Source organism: Enterobacter sp. I4, assembly GCF_022669095.1.
Classification (GTDB): Bacteria; Pseudomonadota; Gammaproteobacteria; order Enterobacterales; family Enterobacteriaceae; genus Enterobacter; species Enterobacter pasteurii.
The window spans coordinates 222,132-241,072 of sequence record NZ_JALBUO010000003.1; the positions used below are offsets into that span (position 1 = coordinate 222,132).

The 18,941-nt window shown below is 56.8% G+C and carries 14 protein-coding genes; 8 read left to right on the plus strand and 6 right to left on the minus strand.

What is annotated here, in order from left to right:
* Positions 1-2: 2 nt before the first annotated feature.
* From pqiA to rlmKL, 3 genes are read right to left on the minus strand one after another with little or no spacing between them, the layout of a single operon-like run.
* A complete protein-coding gene (pqiA, locus tag MOQ06_RS20385; RefSeq protein ID WP_242174607.1) occupies positions 3-1,256 on the minus strand; it encodes a membrane integrity-associated transporter subunit PqiA in 1,254 nt (417 codons plus the stop codon).
* 13 nt (positions 1,257-1,269) lie between these two features.
* A complete protein-coding gene (locus MOQ06_RS20390; RefSeq protein WP_193356365.1) occupies positions 1,270-3,177 on the minus strand; it encodes an ABC transporter ATP-binding protein in 1,908 nt (635 codons plus the stop codon).
* Positions 3,178-3,189: 12 nt separating this feature from the next.
* The gene (gene rlmKL / locus MOQ06_RS20395; RefSeq protein ID WP_176610711.1) at positions 3,190-5,298 is read right to left on the minus strand and encodes a bifunctional 23S rRNA (guanine(2069)-N(7))-methyltransferase RlmK/23S rRNA (guanine(2445)-N(2))-methyltransferase RlmL; all 2,109 of its coding nucleotides are present in this window, start codon (positions 5,296-5,298) and stop codon (positions 3,190-3,192) included.
* Positions 5,299-5,396: 98 nt separating this feature from the next.
* Between rlmKL and MOQ06_RS20400 the strand changes: the two genes are divergently transcribed.
* Positions 5,397-6,506, plus strand: coding sequence for a YcbX family protein (locus MOQ06_RS20400; protein WP_242174608.1), 1,110 nt, complete (start codon positions 5,397-5,399; stop codon positions 6,504-6,506).
* Here the strand turns inward: MOQ06_RS20400 and zapC are convergent.
* The gene (gene zapC, locus MOQ06_RS20405) at positions 6,503-7,045 is read right to left on the minus strand and encodes a cell division protein ZapC (protein WP_148421004.1); all 543 of its coding nucleotides are present in this window, start codon (positions 7,043-7,045) and stop codon (positions 6,503-6,505) included. The genes MOQ06_RS20400 and zapC overlap by 4 nt on opposite strands.
* 165 nt (positions 7,046-7,210) lie before the next feature.
* Entirely contained in the window at positions 7,211-8,221 is a 1,011-nt protein-coding gene (gene pyrD, locus MOQ06_RS20410; protein WP_242174610.1) for a quinone-dependent dihydroorotate dehydrogenase, read from the minus strand.
* Between the two features lie 249 nt (positions 8,222-8,470).
* Here pyrD and ssuE point away from each other — a divergent pair, with 249 nt between their 5' ends.
* From ssuE to ssuB, 5 genes are read left to right on the plus strand one after another with little or no spacing between them, the layout of a single operon-like run.
* Entirely contained in the window at positions 8,471-9,046 is a 576-nt protein-coding gene (gene ssuE / locus MOQ06_RS20415; RefSeq protein WP_242174611.1) for an NADPH-dependent FMN reductase, read from the plus strand.
* The gene (locus MOQ06_RS20420; protein ID WP_242174612.1) at positions 9,039-10,001 is read left to right on the plus strand and encodes a sulfonate ABC transporter substrate-binding protein; all 963 of its coding nucleotides are present in this window, start codon (positions 9,039-9,041) and stop codon (positions 9,999-10,001) included. Before ssuE ends, MOQ06_RS20420 begins: the two co-directional genes overlap by 8 nt.
* On the plus strand, positions 9,998-11,143 hold the full coding sequence (ssuD, locus tag MOQ06_RS20425; RefSeq protein WP_242174613.1) for an FMNH2-dependent alkanesulfonate monooxygenase: 1,146 nt from the start codon (positions 9,998-10,000) through the stop codon (positions 11,141-11,143). Before MOQ06_RS20420 ends, ssuD begins: the two co-directional genes overlap by 4 nt.
* Before the next feature lie 9 nt (positions 11,144-11,152).
* The gene (gene ssuC / locus MOQ06_RS20430; protein WP_176610715.1) at positions 11,153-11,944 is read left to right on the plus strand and encodes an aliphatic sulfonate ABC transporter permease SsuC; all 792 of its coding nucleotides are present in this window, start codon (positions 11,153-11,155) and stop codon (positions 11,942-11,944) included.
* Positions 11,941-12,711 (plus strand): aliphatic sulfonates ABC transporter ATP-binding protein, encoded by a 771-nt coding sequence (gene ssuB / locus MOQ06_RS20435; RefSeq protein WP_242174614.1) that lies wholly within the window; start codon positions 11,941-11,943, stop codon positions 12,709-12,711. Before ssuC ends, ssuB begins: the two co-directional genes overlap by 4 nt.
* A 51-nt stretch (positions 12,712-12,762) precedes the next feature.
* On the opposite strand, the gene pepN is transcribed toward ssuB, so the two are convergent.
* Positions 12,763-15,375 (minus strand): aminopeptidase N, encoded by a 2,613-nt coding sequence (pepN, locus tag MOQ06_RS20440; RefSeq protein ID WP_242174615.1) that lies wholly within the window; start codon positions 15,373-15,375, stop codon positions 12,763-12,765.
* Between the two features lie 254 nt (positions 15,376-15,629).
* Here pepN and pncB point away from each other — a divergent pair, with 254 nt between their 5' ends.
* Positions 15,630-16,832 carry a nicotinate phosphoribosyltransferase gene (gene pncB, locus MOQ06_RS20445; protein WP_242174616.1) on the plus strand — a complete coding sequence of 401 codons (1,203 nt, stop codon included), beginning with the start codon at positions 15,630-15,632 and terminating at the stop codon, positions 16,830-16,832.
* Positions 16,833-16,999: 167 nt separating this feature from the next.
* Positions 17,000-18,400 (plus strand): asparagine--tRNA ligase, encoded by a 1,401-nt coding sequence (asnS, locus tag MOQ06_RS20450; protein WP_148421022.1) that lies wholly within the window; start codon positions 17,000-17,002, stop codon positions 18,398-18,400.
* The last annotated feature ends 541 nt before the right edge of the window (positions 18,401-18,941 follow it).

Genomic DNA, 18,941 nt, shown 5'->3' on the forward strand with positions numbered 1-18,941 from the left:
TCTTACTCTTCCTCATGGCTTGTCTCGGGCTCACGATCCCACGATAAACGAGGGTCGAAGGTCATGGCCGCAAACATGGTCATAATGACGACCAACGCAAACATCAGCGCTCCCATCGCGGGATAAATACTCATCAGCCCGCCCATGCGCACCAGCGCAGAGAGAACCGCTATCACAAACACGTCAATCATCGACCAGCGGCCAACAAATTCCACAACCTCATAAATCAGGTGCATACGTTCACTGTCGCGCTTTCCGTGCCCTTTCGCATCCCAGCAAAGCCAGGCAATCGCAATCATCTTTAAGGTCGGCACCATAATGCTGGCGATGAAAATCACCCCCGCAACCGGGTACGACCCTTCCCCCCACAGCAAAATAACCCCGGCCAGGATGGTCGAAGGCATTTTGTCGCCGAGCAGGTCGGTGATCATGATCGGCAGGATATTGGCGGGCAGATAAAGCATGATGGAGGTCACCAGCAGCGCCATCGTCCATTGCAGGCTATTTTTACGCCGCACGTACCCCTTTGTTTCACAGCGCGGACACACCTCAACCTCTGCGGGCAGGATGGCGGTGCAGCAGGAGCAGGAGCGAAGCCCCTGACGAATGCCCGGCACGCCCACCTTAACCGTCTGCGACAGCGCCGGCGCCGGGGCGATATCGTCCCAGGCCCAGCGTCGGTCTACGCACTGAAAGGCGCGCAGCTGCAGCACGCAGTACAGGCACCAGGGTATAAAGCTGCTGCCAATTCCCACGTCGCCGTAGGCCATCAGCTTCACGAAGCTGACCAGTACCCCCGCCAGAAAGATCTCCGCCATCCCCCAGCTTTTCAGCTGGAACAAAACGCGCGCGAGTTTGATTTTGAGGGAGAGCGGCATCCTGACGCGGTTAACCAGCAGCAGGATGACGACCAGGCAAAAGGCCGGAACTATCTGCACGAACAGCAGGAAGAAGGTGCCGAGGCTGGCGTAGTCCTCCGAGAACATGACGTTCGGGATTTCCAGTAAATCTATCTGGCTGGTCATCCCTCCCACCTTCATGTAGATGAAAGGGAAGAGATTGGAGAGCAGCAGCATGAACAACGCTGCCAGCGCATAAGCGGTAGGACGCTGCCTGGGCGCGTCCCACTCGGTTGTCAGCGTCGCCCCACAGCGTGGGCAGGCAGCCTTGTGTCCGTGACCAAGCTCTGGCAACGCCACAAGCATATCGCACTGCGAGCATAGAATATGCCGATCGGCATGGTGCTGGTCACACATAGTTTATCCCTGTTTATGCGCCGTTTTTCAGAGACTCAAGATACTCCCAGCGCTCAAACGCTTCCTCCAGCGCCTGCTCGGCCTGGGAGAGCTCAGCCAGTACTTTCTGAGTATAGTCGTGAGGCTGCGTAAAGAATGACGCATCAGCAACCTGAATCTGCAGCGCTTCCAGCGCGGCTTCCAGCTCTTCCAGACGCTGCGGCAGGCCTTCCAGTTCGCGCTGCAGGTTATAGCTCATTTTAGCCGGTGATTTTTTGGCCGTTTCTGCTTTTGCAACAACGGGTTCCGCTACGCTTTTGGTCCTGGCCTGTTTTTGCGCCATGGACTGGGATTGCTGCCCGCGCGCGTCGTGATAGCCGCCAACGTACTGACCAATCCGGCCTTCGCCTTCGAAGATCCAGCACTCGGTCACGGTGTTATCCACGAACTGACGGTCGTGGCTAACCAGCATCACCGTGCCCTGATAGCCATCAATCAGTTCTTCAAGCAGCTCCAGCGTTTCGACATCCAGGTCGTTCGTCGGTTCATCGAGGATCAGTAAATTGCTTGGTTTCAGGAACAGACGCGCCAGCAGAAGACGGTTACGCTCCCCGCCGGACAGCGCGCGCACCGGGGTCATGGCGCGTTTTGGATGGAACAGGAAGTCCTGAAGGTAGCCCAGCACGTGGCGCGGCTTGCCGTTAACCATCACCTCCTGCTTACCTTCGGCAAGGTTATCCATCACCGTGCGGTCTGGATCCAGCTCGGCGCGGTGCTGGTCGAAGTACGCCACTTCCAGCTTGGTGCCGCAGTGAATACGGCCGCTGTCGGCCTGGAGCTGGCCCAGCATCAGCTTCAGCAGCGTGGTTTTACCGCAGCCATTCGGGCCGATAAGCGCAATTTTGTCGCCGCGCTGTACCTGCGCGGAGAAATCGTTCACCAGCACTTTACCGTCGACCGAATAGTTAACGTTTTCCATTTCGAAGACAATCTTGCCGGAGCGGGACGCCTCTTCAACCTGCATTTTGGCGCTGCCCATCACCTCACGGCGTTCGCTGCGTTCGCGACGCATCGCCTTCAGGGCGCGAACGCGGCCTTCGTTACGGGTACGACGCGCTTTAATGCCCTGACGGATCCACACCTCTTCCTGCGCCAGCTTGCGGTCGAACTCAGCATTTTGCAGTTCTTCCACGCGCAGGTTCTCTTCTTTCTCCAGCAGGTAGGTATCGTAATCGCCCGGATAGGTCACCAGCTTGCCGCGGTCGAGATCGACGATGCGTGTCGCCATATTGCGGATAAACGAACGGTCGTGCGAGATAAAGATAATGGTGCCGTTAAAGGTTTTCAGGAAACCTTCCAGCCAGTCAATCGCTTCGATATCCAGGTGGTTCGTCGGTTCGTCCAGCAGCAGCACCTTAGGTCCGCTCACCAGCGCACGGCCCAGCGCCGCTTTACGCAGCCAGCCACCGGACAGCGCCGACAGCTCCATATCCGCTTCGAGGCCAAGCTGCGCCAGCACTTCGTTAATGCGGTTTTCCAGCTGCCACAGGCCGTGGTGATCGAGCATCTCCTGCACCTTAGCCAGCTCGTTGAGATTCTTGTCGCTCGGGTCAGTCATCACCAGATGCGAAATCTCGTGGTAGCGCTTCAGGTATTCCGCCTGCTCAGAAATACCTTCCGCCACGAAATCATAAACGCTGCCGGTGACGTTGCGCGGCGGATCCTGTTGCAGACGAGAGACGATCAGATCCTGTTCGTAAACAATGCGTCCATCGTCCAGCCCCTGCTCGCGATTGAGGATTTTCATCAGCGTCGATTTGCCCGCGCCGTTACGGCCAACCAGGCAGACGCGCTCGTTATCTTCGATATGCAGCTCTGCATTATCGAGAAGCGGCGAGTCGCTGAAGGAGAGCCACGCGCCGTGCATACTAATTAAAGACATTTATTTTTCCTTTCAGACCGCGGAGATAAGCCAGCAGTTGTGGATTTGACGGTTACGGGCAAAGTCCTGAGACAGCGTTTTTTGGCTGATTTCTTGTGCTTTCAGTCCCAGTTCGGCCAGGCCGTCGTGATCCATGCGGAATCCGCGCTTGTTGTTCGAGAACATAATGGTGCCGCCCTTACGCAGCAGGCGCTTCAGGTCGGTCATCAGGCGCAGGTGATCGCGTTGAACATCAAAGCTATCCTCCATGCGCTTGGAGTTAGAGAACGTCGGTGGATCGATAAAGATCAGATCGAACTGTTCATCCGTATCGCGCAGCCAGCCCAGCACGTCCGCCTGCAACAGACGATGCTGACGCCCGGTTAAGCCGTTGAGACGCAGGTTACGCTCCGCCCACTCCAGATAGGTGCGGGACATATCCACCGTGGTGGTGCTGCGCGCGCCGCCAAGCCCTGCATGCACGCTGGCGCTGCCGGTGTATGAGAAGAGATTAAGGAAATCTTTGCCTTTGCTCATCTGGCCCAGCATGCGGCGGGCGATACGGTGATCGAGGAACAGGCCGGTATCAAGATAGTCGGTCAGGTTAACCCACAGGCGAGCGTTATATTCGCCCACTTCGATGAAGTCGCCCTTCTCGCCCATTTTCTGATACTGATTTTTACCTTTCTGACGTTCACGGGTTTTCAGCACCAGCCTGTTTGGCGAAATGCCGAGCACGGCGATGGTCGCCGCAATGACGTCCAGCATACGCTGACGCGCTTTTTGCGCATCAATGGTTTTCGGCGGGGCATACTCCTGAACGACCACCCAGTCCGCATAGCGGTCAACCGCCACGTTGTATTCCGGCAGGTCAGCGTCGTACAGGCGATAGCATTCGATCCCTTCCTGCTTCGCCCACTTCTCAAATTTCTTCAGGTTTTTGCGCAGACGGTTGGCGTAATCTTCCGCTACGCCGGAGGGCTTGCTGTCCGCCGCCGTCTCGGCCAGATGGTAGTTTTTCTGCACGCAGTCCAGCGGGCCGTTTTTCGCCTTGTACTGGCGATCCGCACGCAGTTGCAGGCAGCTCAGCAGCTCCGGCGAGGCGCTAAACAGGGAGAGATTCCAGCCGCCGAAATGCGCTTTCATGTTGCGGCCCAGCAGGCTGTGCAGCGCAATCAGCGCCGGCTCGCTGCCCAGACGTTCGCCGTAAGGCGGGTTGCTGATCACCGTACCGTACGGGCCCTTAGGCAGCGGGTTGGTCAGGTTCGCAACGTCCTTGACGTCAAATTGAATCAGCTCGCCAATCCCGGCGCGGCGGGCGTTGCTGCGGGCGCGTTCAATGACGCGGGCATCGCTGTCCGAACCATAAAAGCGAGACGTGTACTCCGCCAGCCCCTTGCGCGCGCGGGTCTGCGCGTCGTCCTTCACCTCTTTCCAGAGGGCTTCATCGTGCTGTGCCCAGCCTTTAAAGCCCCACTGTCCACGGTGCAGGCCTGGCGCACGGTCGGTAGCCAGCATCGCGGCTTCAATCAGCAGCGTGCCGGAACCGCACATCGGATCGAGCAGCGGCGTACCCGGCTGCCAGCCGGAGCGCATGACGATGGCCGCAGCCAGCGTTTCTTTGATGGGCGCCATCCCGGTGCGGTCGCGATAGCCGCGCAGATGCAGGCCCGCGCCGCTCAGATCCAGGGATATGCTGGCGGTGTCGCCGTTCAGCCAGACGTTGATACGCAGATCCGGATTTTCGCGGTCAACGTTCGGGCGTTCCTTATTTCGACGCGTGAAGCAGTCGACAATGGCGTCTTTGACGCGCAGAGCACCGTACTGGCTGTTGCGGATCTCATCGTTGACGCCGTTGAAATGCACCGCAAAGGTGGCGTCCGGGGTGAAGATCTCTGTCCAGTCGATCATCTGTACGCCGGTGTAGAGATCAAGATCGCTGTAGACCTTGCACTCTTTCATCGGCAGCATGATGCGCGACGCCAGACGGCTCCACATCAGGCTCTGGTAAATAAGCCGCGTGTCGCCCTCAAAATGGACACCACCCTGAACCACCCGGCACTCTCTCGCGCCCAGGCCTTCCAGTTCAGTTTTTAACAGCTCTTCCAGCCCACGGGCCGTACTGGCAAACAGAGAATTCATATCGTCACTTTTACTCTTAGAAAATTGTCGCGCATTATAGCTAATATGGCGTGTATGTCATAAAGTTGAAGGCTTATTTTCTTTTGCGGGAGTGTGCAGTGGCGACGTTATCCAGGCTTTTTATTCATCCGGTGAAATCCATGCGCGGTATCGGCGTTACGCACGCGCTGGCCGATATAAGCGGATTTGCCTTCGATCGCATATTTATGGTCACCGAGCCTGACGGTACGTTCATTACGGCACGCCAGTTCCCGCAGATGGTTCGCTTTACCCCTTCCCCGCTTCATGACGGTTTGCACCTGACCGCGCCGGACGGATCGAGCGTGGTGGTTCGCTTTACCGATTTTGCGCCGGTGGATGCGCCAACGGAGGTGTGGGGGAATCATTTTACCGCGCGTATCGCCCCGGACGCTATAAACCAGTGGCTGAGCGGCTTTTTCTCCCGTAACGTTCAGCTGCGCTGGGTTGGGCCAGCCCTGACCCGTCGCGTTAAGCGCCACAACGCGGTCCCCCTCTCCTTCGCGGATGGTTTTCCATTCCTGCTGACCAACGAGGCCTCGCTTCGCGACCTACAAAACCGCTGTAAAGCCAGCGTGCAGATGGAGCAGTTTCGCCCGAATCTGGTGGTGACCGGAGCGGATGCCTGGGATGAAGATACCTGGAAAACGATCCGCATCGGCAGCGTGATTTTTGACGTGGTGAAACCGTGCAGCCGCTGTATTTTCACCACCGTCAGCCCGGAAAAAGGCCAGAAGCATCCTTCCGGCGAACCGCTGAAAACGTTGCAGTCATTCCGTACCGCGCAGGACAGCGGCGACGTCGATTTCGGTCAGAACCTGATCCCCCGCTCAAGCGGCGCGATCCGCGTGGGCGACGAGGTCGAAATTCTTACCCGCGGTCCGGCACGCGTGTATGGCGCAGGTCAGGAAGAAGAGATGATCGACGCCGTGACCAACGTCGCTTCCGCGGTGGATATTCACTGGGAAGGCAAGGTTATCCGGGGTAACAATCAGCAGGTACTACTGGAGCAGCTGGAGCAGGCGGGTATTCGCGTACCGTATTCCTGTCGGGCGGGAATTTGTGGATGCTGCCGCATCAGGCTGGTAGACGGTGAGGTGAGTGCTCTGAAGAAATCCGCGATTGGCAATGACGGCACGATCCTGTGCTGTAGCTGCGTACCGAAAACGTCCGTACAGCTGGAAGCTTAAACCGCCTGTTCGAGGCTGAAGGAATCTACGCGCAGCTGTGGCTTCAGCCTGTCGTTCATTACCTTGATGGCATCACCTAACTGCATCACTCGCCCGGCAATGGTCACGCCGGGCTGTGCCAGCAAACAGAGCGCGGCGTTTTCGCCGGGTTCAACCACCAGCAAACTCACCTCTTCTTCGGTATCGCTCAGGCTCACGCTGGCCGCATCGCCCGTGGCCGGGGTCCAGCTCATGCCGTGCGCGAGGAAATGCCAGCTTTTCGGCATTTGGGGTTTCAGGAAGCGGATTGCCACCAGCGCGTTTAATACCAGTTCGGCGCGCTGTTCTTTGGAGAGATCGAGATCGCGGCATTTTTCTTCAAAAGAGAAATAGAGTGCGGCATCGTCAACGCAAAAGCCTGAGGGGGCAAACGCGTCTGGCGTGAGCATCCGGCGCGCAAAACGAGAGCGAAACAACATGCCATTGGCTAAGTCGAGCATCATTCGGTCATGCTCTTCGCAATAATACCAGCGCCAGTTATCGTCAGGTTTAATTCGCATGTTTCTCTCCCGTCCCCAAACGTCCTGTACTAAAAATGTCCTGTTTGCCGCTTCGTTTATAACACTAGTAATAAAAGACTATAATGTCTAAATAAGCAACAATGACGGAATATAAAACAACCAGGGCTGGAAATAAAGCCCTGGTTGTCTGATTAAGAGAAAAGATTAGATATGGGTGACAATTTCTTTAATCAACGGCGGCCCTTTAAAAATAAAGCCGGAATAAATTTGCACCAGCGATGCGCCCGCCGCCATCTTCTCACGCGCAGCGATGACGGAATCAATGCCGCCCACCCCAATAATCGGCAGCTGGCCTTTTAATTCCGCAGAAAGTGCGCGAATAATTTCGGTGCTTTTTAATTGTACCGGACGGCCGCTTAAACCACCCGCTTCGTCACAGTTTTTCATTCCCTGAACGAGGGATCGATCGAGCGTCGTATTGGTCGCAATAACACCATCAATATTATGGCGAACTAAACTGTCGGCAACCTGGATCAATTCTTCAGGAGAAAGATCCGGGGCGATCTTAACCGCGACCGGAACATATTTATGGTGGCTCGCCTGCAGCTCCGTTTGTTTATTTTTAATGGCGCTGAGAAGATCGTCGAGCGCTTCGCCATATTGTAATGAACGCAGCCCTGGGGTGTTTGGTGATGAAATATTCACCGCGATATAACCGGCATAGGCGTAGACTTTTTCCATACAAATCAGATAGTCATCTTTACCCTGCTCGACTGGGGTGTCTTTATTTTTACCGATATTAATACCCAGCACGCCATCAAAATGGGCTTTTTTTACGTTCTCTACCAGATGATCGACACCGAGGTTATTAAAGCCCATGCGGTTGATCAGCCCTTCGGCTTCGACCAGGCGGAACAGGCGCGGCTTGTCGTTACCCGGCTGCGGGCGCGGCGTCACCGTCCCGATTTCGATCGAGCCAAAGCCCATCGCACCGAGTGCATCAATGCATTCGCCATTTTTATCCAGGCCGGCCGCGAGGCCCAGCGGATTCTTGAAGGTCAGGCCCATGCACTGCACAGGTTTTTCCGGCACGTTCTGGCGCACCAGCGCCGCGAAAGGCGTTCCGGTAATGCGGCGTAACTGCTGAAACGTCAATTCATGAGCGCGCTCTGGATCGAGCTGGAAAAGGGCTTTACGAACGAAGGGGTAGTACATGAACTCTCCTGGATTCCCGGTGTGCAAACCGGGAGGGGATTATGTGCGATCCGGCACGGAAAGGGAATTGACCTGTGGCAAAAAAAAGCCGGGTAAAACGCAATCGTTTCCTTCGGGAAGACTTCTTATGCATTTTTTGGCATTTCACCTGAGGATAAATCATTTAGTGGAATAACGGCGCAATGTCACACTCCTGAAAATTGTTATGAATGTTAGATAAAAGCAAACAATTAGTTATAAGGAGCAACCATGCGCGTCATTACTCTGGCCGGAAGCCCGCGCTTCCCCTCTCGCTCCAGCGCCCTGCTGGAATACGCCCGCGAAAAGCTTAATGCTCTGGATGTGGAGGTATGCCACTGGAATCTGCACAATTTCGACCCTGAAGATCTGCTCTACGCCCGTTTTGACAGCCCGGCGCTGAAAGCCCTGACAGAACAGCTTAAAGGTGCGGATGGACTGATCGTCGCGACGCCCATTTATAAAGCCTCTTTTTCGGGTGCGCTGAAAACCCTGCTCGATCTGCTGCCCGAACGCGCGCTGGACGGCAAGGTCGTCCTGCCGCTGGCCACCGGCGGTACCGTGGCCCATTTGCTGGCGGTGGATTACGCCCTCAAGCCCGTTCTGAACGCGCTGAAGGCGCAGGAGATCCTGCACGGCGTCTTCGCAGACGACTCACAGGTGATTGACTACCAGCACAGGCCACACTTCACCCCGAACCTGCAAACCCGCCTCGACAGCGCGCTTGATACCTTCTGGCACGCCCTGAACCGCCGGGAACGCCATGCAGAGGCACGTCGTCAACCACAAGGAGTAGCGCATGTTTAAAATCCTTACCCGTATCAGGCTGGCGGGCCTGCTGGCAGTCGCGTCGCTGGCACACGCGGCGGAGGCCGCACCGGAGAGCCTGCGCATTGGCTATCAGAAAGGCAGCGTCAGCATGGTGCTGGCGAAAAGCCATGCGCTTTTGGAAAAACGCTTCCCGGACACCACATTCTCCTGGGTCGAATTCCCTGCCGGCCCCCAAATGCTGGAGGCGCTGAACGTCGGGAGTATTGATTTAGGCAGCACCGGCGACATTCCGCCGATCTTTGCGCAGGCAGCCGGGGCGGATCTGGTTTACGTGGGCGTTGAACCCGCGAAGCCAAAGGCAGAGGTGATCCTGGTGCCGGAAAATAGCGGGATTAAACGCGTCGCCGATCTGAAAGGGCATAAGGTTGCTTTCCAGAAAGGCTCAAGCTCGCACAACCTGCTTCTGCGCGCGTTGCAGGAGGCAGGCCTGTCGTTCACCGATATACAGCCCGTTTACCTGACGCCAGCCGATGCGCGCGCGGCGTTCCAGCAAAAGAACGTTGATGCCTGGGCTATCTGGGATCCGTACTACTCTGCCGCCCTGCTGCAGGGCGGCGTGCGGGTGCTGAAAGACGGCACGCCCCTGAAACAGACGGGTTCGTTCTACCTGGCAGCGCGTCCGTACGCCGAAAAGAACGGCGCCTTTATTCAGGAGGTGCTCGATACCTTCACGCAGGCCGATTCGCTGACCCAGACCCAGCGTCAGCAGAGCGTAACGCTGCTCGCGAAAACCATGGGCTTGCCTGAGCCGGTGATCGCCACCTACCTTGACCACCGTCCACCAACCACCATCGCCCCGGTTGACGCACGCGTTGCCGCCCTCCAGCAGCAAACGGCAGATCTTTTTTATCAAAACCGCCTGGTTCCAAAGCAGGTAAATATTCGCGAACGCATCTGGCAACCCGCCGGCATTGAAGGAAAAAAATCATGAGTCTGAATCTTTTCTGGTTTTTACCCACCCACGGTGATGGACGCTATCTTGGCACAGAAGAAGGCGCTCGCCCGGTCGATCACGGCTATCTTCAGCAGATAGCACAGGCGGCAGACCGCATCGGTTTTACCGGGGTGCTGATCCCGACGGGCCGATCGTGCGAGGATGCCTGGCTGGTTGCCGCCTCAATGATCCCCGTCACCCAGCGTCTGAAATTCCTGGTGGCGCTGCGCCCGAGCGTGGTATCGCCAACCGTCGCGGCGCGTCAGGCGGCAACGCTGGACAGGCTATCCAACGGGCGCGCGCTGTTCAATCTGGTCACCGGCAGCGATCCGCAGGAGCTGGCGGGAGACGGCGTGTTCCTCGATCACACCGAACGTTATGAAGCCTCCGCCGAGTTCACACGCGTCTGGCGGCGGCTGCTGGAGGGTGAAACCGTCACCTTCGAAGGAAAACATATCCACGTTCGGGATGCGAAACTCTACTTCCCGCCGGTTCAGCAGCCGCGCCCTCCCCTCTATTTCGGTGGTTCATCGGACGTGGCGCAGGATCTGGCGGCTGAGCAGATCGATCTCTATCTGACCTGGGGCGAGCCGCCTGCGCTGGTGAAGGAAAAAATCGCCCAGGTACGCGCTAAAGCGGCTGAACATGGCCGCAAGGTGCGCTTCGGTATTCGCCTGCACGTGATTGTGCGCGAAACCAGCGAAGAGGCCTGGCAGGCCGCCGACCGGTTAATTTCCCATCTGGACGACGACACCATCGCCAGGGCACAGGCGGCGTTTGCCAGTACCGACTCCGTGGGTCAGCACCGGATGGCGTCGCTGCACAACGGCAGGCGAGAAAATCTGGAAATCAGCCCGAACCTGTGGGCCGGCGTAGGTCTGGTGCGCGGCGGCGCCGGTACGGCGCTGGTAGGTGACGGCCCAACCGTAGCGGCACGCATCAATGAATACGCGGAGCTGGGCATCGACAGCGTTATCCTCTCCGGCTATCCGCATCTGGAAGAAGCATACAGGGTGGGCGAACTGCTGTTCCCGCATCTGGATGTCGCTGTTCCGGACATTCCGCAGCCGCGGCAGCTTCAGCTGCAGGGCGAAGCGGTGGCGAACGCGTTTATTCCGGGAAAAGTCGCGCAAAGCTAAGGAGCCTCTATGTCCGCAAATGCACAAAAATGGCTGCTGCGCGCCGCGCCGTGGTTCTTGCCCGTCGGCATTATCCTCGTGTGGCAGCTGGCATCTTCAACCGGCTGGCTGTCGAGCCGCATCCTGCCCTCTCCGGAGGGCGTTGTCGAAGCATTCTGGTCGCTAAGCGCCAGCGGCGAGCTGTGGCAGCATCTGGCTATCAGCTCCTGGCGTGCGGCAATCGGTTTTTCGATTGGCGGCAGCATCGGCCTGACGCTTGGGCTGATCAGCGGTCTCTCCCGCTGGGGAGAGCGGCTGCTGGACACCTCCGTGCAGATGCTGCGCAACGTGCCGCACCTGGCGCTGATCCCGCTGGTCATCCTGTGGTTTGGCATAGATGAGAGCGCAAAAATCTTTCTCGTGGCGCTGGGGACGCTGTTCCCGATCTATATCAATACCTGGCATGGGATCCGCAATATCGATCGCGGCCTGGTGGAGATGGCCCGCAGCTATGGCCTGTCGGGTTTTGCCCTGTTTACGCATGTCATTCTGCCGGGCGCCCTTCCCTCCATCATGGTCGGCGTGCGTTTTGCGCTCGGCCTGATGTGGCTGACCCTGATCGTGGCGGAAACCATTTCGGCTAATTCCGGCATTGGCTATCTGGCGATGAACGCCCGGGAGTTTCTGCAAACGGACGTGGTGGTGGTTGCCATTATCCTTTATGCCCTGCTCGGCAAGCTCGCAGACGTCAGCGCCCAGTGGCTGGAGCGTACCTGGCTGCGCTGGAACCCGGCCTATACCGCTCAGGAGGCGAAAGCATGAATACTGCACGACTGAATCAGGGAACACCGTTGCTGTTAAGCGGCGTAACCAAACGCTACGGCGAAAAAACCATTCTGAACGCGCTGGATCTGCATATTCCCGCCGGACAGTTTGTGGCCGTTGTCGGCCGCAGCGGCGGCGGAAAAAGCACCCTGCTGCGTCTTTTAGCCCGGCTGGAAGCCCCCAACGGGGGTGACATTCTGGCGGGCACCACGCCGCTGGCCAACATTCAGGACGATACGCGCATGATGTTTCAGGACGCGCGCCTGCTGCCGTGGAAAACGGTGATGGATAACGTCGGGCTTGGTCTGAAAGGCAGCTGGCGGGAGGAGGCCCGGCAGGCACTCGCCGCGGTCGGGCTGGAGGATCGCGCGGGTGAATGGCCTGCGGCGCTGTCGGGCGGTCAGAAGCAGCGCGTGGCCCTGGCGCGGGCATTAATTCACCGTCCCGGCCTGCTGCTGCTTGATGAACCGCTCGGCGCGCTCGATGCCCTGACGCGGATCGAGATGCAGGATCTGATTGCGTCCCTCTGGCAGACGCACGGCTTTACGGTGCTGCTGGTGACGCACGACGTCAGCGAAGCCGTGGCGATGGCCGACCGGGTGCTGTTAATAGAAGAGGGAAAAATTGGTCTGGATCTGACGGTGGACATTCCACGCCCTCGCCGCGTAGGCGCTGCAAGACTGGCAGAGCTGGAGGCGGAAGTGCTGGACAGGGTAATGAAGCGTGGGGTGAACGAGCGCGCGTTGATTAAAGCTAATGCCTGATGCCCTCACCCCGGCCCTCTCCCACAGGGAGAGGGAGGGTTAAGCTTTCTATCAGGCCAGCGCCTTCGCAATCTTTTCGTACAGATCGCCAGAGAGGTTTTCCAGCCCTTTCAGCTGCTCAAGCGCGGCTCGCATTTTCGCCTGACGCTGCGCGTCGTAGCGCTTCAGGCGGATCAGCGGCTCAATCAGGCGAGACGCCACCTGCGGGTTACGACTGTTCAGCTCGGTGAGCATTTCCACCATGAACTGATAGCCGCTGCCGTCTTCAGCATGGAACGCGGCCGGGTTGCTGCTGGCAAACGCGCCAATCAGCGAGCGAACGCGGTTCGGGTTGCTCATGGTGAACGAACGGTGCCTGAGCAGGCTGCGGACCTTGCTCAGCGCATCGGCCGCCGGGCTGGTGGCCTGCAGGATGAACCATTTGTCCATCACCAGACCATTCTCGTGCCACCTGTCGTCGTACTCCTGCATCAGCGCGTCACGGCACGGCAGCTCGGCGGCAACGCTCGCCGCCAGCGCGGCCAGCGCATCCGTCATGTTATCCGCTTCGTGGTACTGCTTGCTTACCAGCACGTTTGCCAGCTCGGCTTCACCAAACGCAAGGTAGCGCAGGCAGGTATTGCGCAGGGAACGCTTGCCAATGTCCGCATGCTCCACGCGATAGGCGTCCAGCCTGTTGGCGTTATAGATGGCGAGGAATTCATCCGCCAGTTCGGTCGCCAGCGTGCGGGTCAGCGCTTCACGCACGGCCACAATCGCAATCGGGTCAATGATGTCGAACAGCTCCGCGATTTCGGTCGCGGACGGCAGCGTCAGAATTTCAGCCGCCAGCGCCGGGTCAATCTTCTCATCCAGCAGTATGGCGCGGAAGGCATCTGCCACATGCACCGGCAGCGTCAGCGGCTGGCCCTGCTGGTAACGGTTGACGTTCAGCTTGATGTACGTCGCCAGCAGGCTTTGCGCCGCATCCCAGCGAGAGAAATCATTGCGCGCGTGACGCATCAGGAACGTCAGCTGCTGATCGCTCCACTTGTACTCCAGCTTAACCGGCGCGGAGAACTCACACAGCAGCGCAGGAACCGGCTGGAAGTAGACGTTATCGAAGATAAAGGTCTGCTCCGCCTGGGTTACGTTCAGCACGTTATGTACCGGATGCCCGCCCTTCTGCAACGGGATCGCGTTGCCTTCGTTGTCGTACAGTTCAATGCTGAACGGAATGTGTAGCGGATGTTTTTCCTCCTGCTCGGCCGTTGGCGGCGTGCGCTGGCTGATGGTCAGCGTGTACTGCTCGGTTTCCGGATTGTAATCGTCTTTCACGGTGACAATCGGCGTTCCGGCCTGGCTGTACCAGCGGCGGAAATGAGAGAGATCGACGTTGGACGCGTCTTCCATTGCCTGCACGAAGTCGTCGCAGGTGGCCGCGCTGCCGTCGTGGCGCTCGAAGTAGAGCTGCATCCCTTTCTGGAAGTTCGCTTCCCCCAGCAGGGTGTGGATCATACGGATAATTTCAGCGCCTTTCTCATACACCGTCAGGGTGTAGAAGTTGTTCATCTCAATCACTTTATCCGGGCGGATCGGGTGCGCCATTGGGCTGGCGTCTTCCGCAAACTGCAGGCCGCGCATGGTGCGCACGTTGTTGATGCGGTTCACCGCCCGCGAGCCGAGATCGGAGCTGAACTCCTGATCGCGGAAGACGGTCAGGCCCTCTTTCAGGCTCAGCTGGAACCAGTCGCGGCAGGTGACGCGGTTCCCGGTCCAGTTGTGGAAATATTCGTGACCGATGACGCGCTCGATATCGAGATAGTCTTTATCGGTGGCGGTATCGGTACGCGCCAGCACGTATTTGGAGTTAAAGACGTTAAGGCCCTTATTCTCCATCGCGCCCATATTGAAGAAGTCGACGGCGACAATCATATAAATGTCGAGGTCGTATTCGAGGCCAAAGCGCTCTTCGTCCCACTTCATGGAGTTGATGAGGGAAGTCATCGCCCACGGCGCGCGGTCAAGGTTTCCACGGTCGACGAAGAGCTCCAGCGCCACTTCACGGCCAGAGCGGGTTTTGAAGGTGTCGCGCAGAACGTCGAAATCCCCTGCCACCAGCGCAAACAGGTAGCACGGTTTCGGGAACGGATCCTGCCACTGCACCCAGTGACGGCCATTCTCCAGCTCGCCTTCGCCAATACGATTACCGTTGGAGAGCAGGAACGGGTACAGCGCTTTATCGGCAATAATTTTCGTGGTAAAGCGCGCCAGCACGTCCGGGCGATCCAGATACCAGGTAATGTGGCGGAAACCTTCTGCTTCACACTGGGTACACAGGGCTACGCCTGACTGGTAAAGCCCTTCCAGCGCGGTATTGGCGGCAGGGCTGATTTCATTCACGATGCGCAGCGTAAAGCGTTCCGGCAGGTTGTCGATGACCAGCTGGTTGCCTTCTTCTTTATAGTCTGACCAGGCTTCATCATTAATATGCAGGGAGACCAGCGTCAGGTCTTCACCATCCAGACGCAGCGGCACGGCCGTCGCGCTCTGGCGCGTCACCTGGCTTTCCGCCGTCACAACGGTTTTTGTAGCATCCAGGTCAAACGTCAGATCGATATCGCTAATCAGGTAATCCGGCGCACGGTAGTCGTGGCGGTATTTGGCTTGTGGCTGTTGTGTCATAGAAAACCTTATGCATCGTTTGTCGAGTAACGATTCAATATATTCCTGTTGTGTAAAACGCGCTATGCAGAATGTTCATCTTTTCAGGCACAACGACCTTTTTTGCTACATTTTTATAACACGGGGCACGAAATGCACTCGACCATAAAGTGTGCTTATGTTGTGATCGGGGTTCAATAAATCATTAAACAAGGTATACTCCGGAGTTGTTTATTGTACTAAACGCTCCCGTGAGAGGATGCTACAGCGCACCTATGACTCAATTCGCTTCTCCGGTTCTGCATACGTTGCTGGATACCGACGCGTACAAGCTGCATATGCAGCAAGCCGTGTTTCACCACTATCATGATGTTCATGTTGCGGCGGAATTTCGCTGCCGGGGTGACGACTTGCTGGGTATCTACGCAGACGCCATTCGTGAACAGGTCGATGCCATGCAGCATCTGGCGCTGCAGGATGACGAATATCAATGGCTTTCTGGCCTGCCGTTCTTCAAAACGGACTATCTGAACTGGCTGCGCGACTTCCGCTATAACCCGGAACAGGTCACCGTCTCGAATGATAACGGCAAGCTGGACATCCGCCTGACCGGCCCGTGGCGCGAAGTGATCATGTGGGAAGTGCCGCTCCTGGCCGTAATCAGCGAGCTGGCCCACCGCTATCGTTCCCCGGAAACCGGCGTTACCCAGGCCGTTGCCGCGCTGGAAAATAAACTCGTTGAGTTTAACCAGCTGACCGAAGGGCTGGATATGTCTCGCTTCCGGCTGATGGACTTTGGCACGCGCCGCCGCTTCTCACGCGACGTGCAGGAAGCCATCGTCAGACGCCTTCAGCAGGAGCCGTGGTTTGTTGGCACCAGCAACTACGATCTGGCGCGTCGCCTGGATTTAACCCCAATGGGCACCCAGGCGCACGAATGGTTCCAGGCACACCAGCAAATTAGCCCTGACCTCGCTAACAGCCAGCGCGCGGCCCTCGCCGCGTGGCTTGACGAATATCCGGATCGGCTCGGCATTGCCCTCACCGACTGTATTACCATGGACGCGTTCCTGCGCGACTTTGGTCCTGAATTTGCTGAACGCTATCAGGGCTTACGCCATGACTCCGGGGATCCGGTGGAATGGGGTGAGAAAGCCATTGCCCATTACGAAAAATTGGGTATCGACCCGATGAGTAAGGTGCTGGTCTTCTCCGATAATCTCGATCTCGCGAAAGCCGTTGACCTTTATCGCCACTTCTCCTCTCGGGTGAATCTTAGCTTCGGGATCGGTACGCGCCTGACCTGCGATATCCCTCAGGTGAAACCGCTGAACATTGTCATAAAACTGGTGGAATGTAACGGTAAGCCGGTGGCGAAGCTATCCGACAGCCCGGGCAAAACCATCTGCCATGACAAAGCGTTCGTTCGCGCATTACGTAAAGCCTTCGATCTGCCCCTGGTGAAAAAAGCCAGCTAACCGCTTCGGGGAGCCTCCATGGCTCCCCTTCTCTTATTTATTTCTTATTTCTTCTCTTAAGACTGCGAAATTTACTTGTCTGATAGCGGATGGCAGGTAACATAGATATCCCCCCTATAAGGGCGGACAAGTGTTTATTTTTTCCGACTATTAACAGAGAGAATATTATGAGCGTTGTGCCTGTAGCCGACGTACTCCAGGGCCGTGTCGCCGTTGACCAGGAGGTCACCGTGCGCGGATGGGTGCGTACTCGTCGAGATTCTAAAGCTGGCATCTCCTTCCTCGCCGTCTATGACGGTTCCTGCTTTGATCCTGTACAGGCCGTCATTAATAATTCTCTGCCCAATTACAATGACGACGTTCTGCACCTGACAACAGGCTGTTCCGTGATCGTTACCGGCGTTGTGGTGGCTTCTCCGGGCCAGGGTCAGAGCTTCGAAATTCAGGCGACTGCTGTGGAAGTAACCGGCTGGGTTGAAGATCCGGATACCTACCCGATGGCAGCAAAGCGTCACAGCATCGAATATCTGCGTGAAGTCGCGCACCTGCGTCCGCGCACCAACCTGATTGGTGCGGTTGCCCGCGTGCGTCACACCCTGGCGCAGGCGCTGCATCGCTTCTTTAACGAGCAGGGTTACTTCTGGGTTTCTACCCCGCTGATTACCGCATCCGACACCGAAGGTGCAGGTGAAATGTTCCGCGTTTCAACGCTGGATATGGAAAACCTGCCGCGTACGCCGGAAGGTAAAGTCGACTACGACAAAGACTTCTTTGGTAAAGAAGCCTTCCTGACGGTATCCGGTCAGCTGAACGGTGAAACCTATGCCTGTGCGCTGTCCAGGATCTATACCTTCGGCCCAACCTTCCGTGCGGAAAACTCCAACACCAGCCGCCACCTGGCGGAATTCTGGATGCTGGAGCCGGAAGTGGCCTTTGCCGACCTGAACGACGTTGCGGGCCTGGCGGAAGCGATGCTGAAATACGTGTTCAAAGCCGTTCTTGAAGAGCGCGCAGACGACATGAAATTCTTCGCTGAGCGTGTGGATAACGATGCCATCGCCCGTCTTGAGCGCTTTGTCTCCGCGGACTTCGCGCAGGTAGATTACACCGATGCGGTTGCTATCCTGGAAAAATGCGGCGAGAAGTTCGAGAACCCGGTTTACTGGGGCGTGGATCTCTCCTCCGAGCACGAACGTTATCTGGCAGAGAAGCACTTTAAAGCGCCGGTTGTTGTGAAAAACTATCCGAAAGACATTAAGGCGTTCTATATGCGCCTTAACGAAGACGGTAAAACCGTTGCCGCGATGGACGTTCTGGCACCGGGCATCGGTGAAATCATCGGTGGTTCCCAGCGTGAAGAGCGTCTGGATGTGCTGGATGCGCGTATGCAGGAGATGGGTCTGAACCCGGCTGACTACAGCTGGTATCGCGACCTGCGCCGCTACGGTACCGTTCCGCACTCCGGTTTCGGTCTGGGCTTTGAGCGTCTGATTGCCTACGTTACCGGTGTTCAGAACGTGCGTGATGTGATTCCGTTCCCGCGCACGCCGCGTAACGCAAGCTTCTAACCGACCTTCTTACCTATGGCCAGCAAACGCTGGCCATTATTTTATCCTGCAATGTCAGTTTTCGTCAGTCGAAAGTCAGCGTCTTTAAAACACAACCCCGCGATAACCTCTACCTGTTACGTTTTGTTTCCACGAAATATCTGTGAACAAAAAAACAACCTCATTCTTATTGCGCTTAATACATTTCTTAATTAATAGCACAAAAAACAACCAAACCCAGAGCCATCCGGACGTCTTATTACGGTCATAAGAAAATACACACCGTTTAGCTTCTGTTTATAAGTAATGCATTTAGCAAAATTAAAGATAAGCAAATCATATATATAGGGATAAAGGAGATGTTAAATTCGCCAGATGCCGCTGAAATTTGAGGTGCTTCACAAAGTTCCCTAAAATACACATTTAGTTACACATGATTTCTTTTTGTAACCGAATCTTGAAGATTGTAGCACTTTCAGTGTAGCGAAACGCTTCTATGAATGGAAAGATGCCTGTCAGATACAAAAAGACACCTAACTCTCATCAATAGTTCCGGAAATAT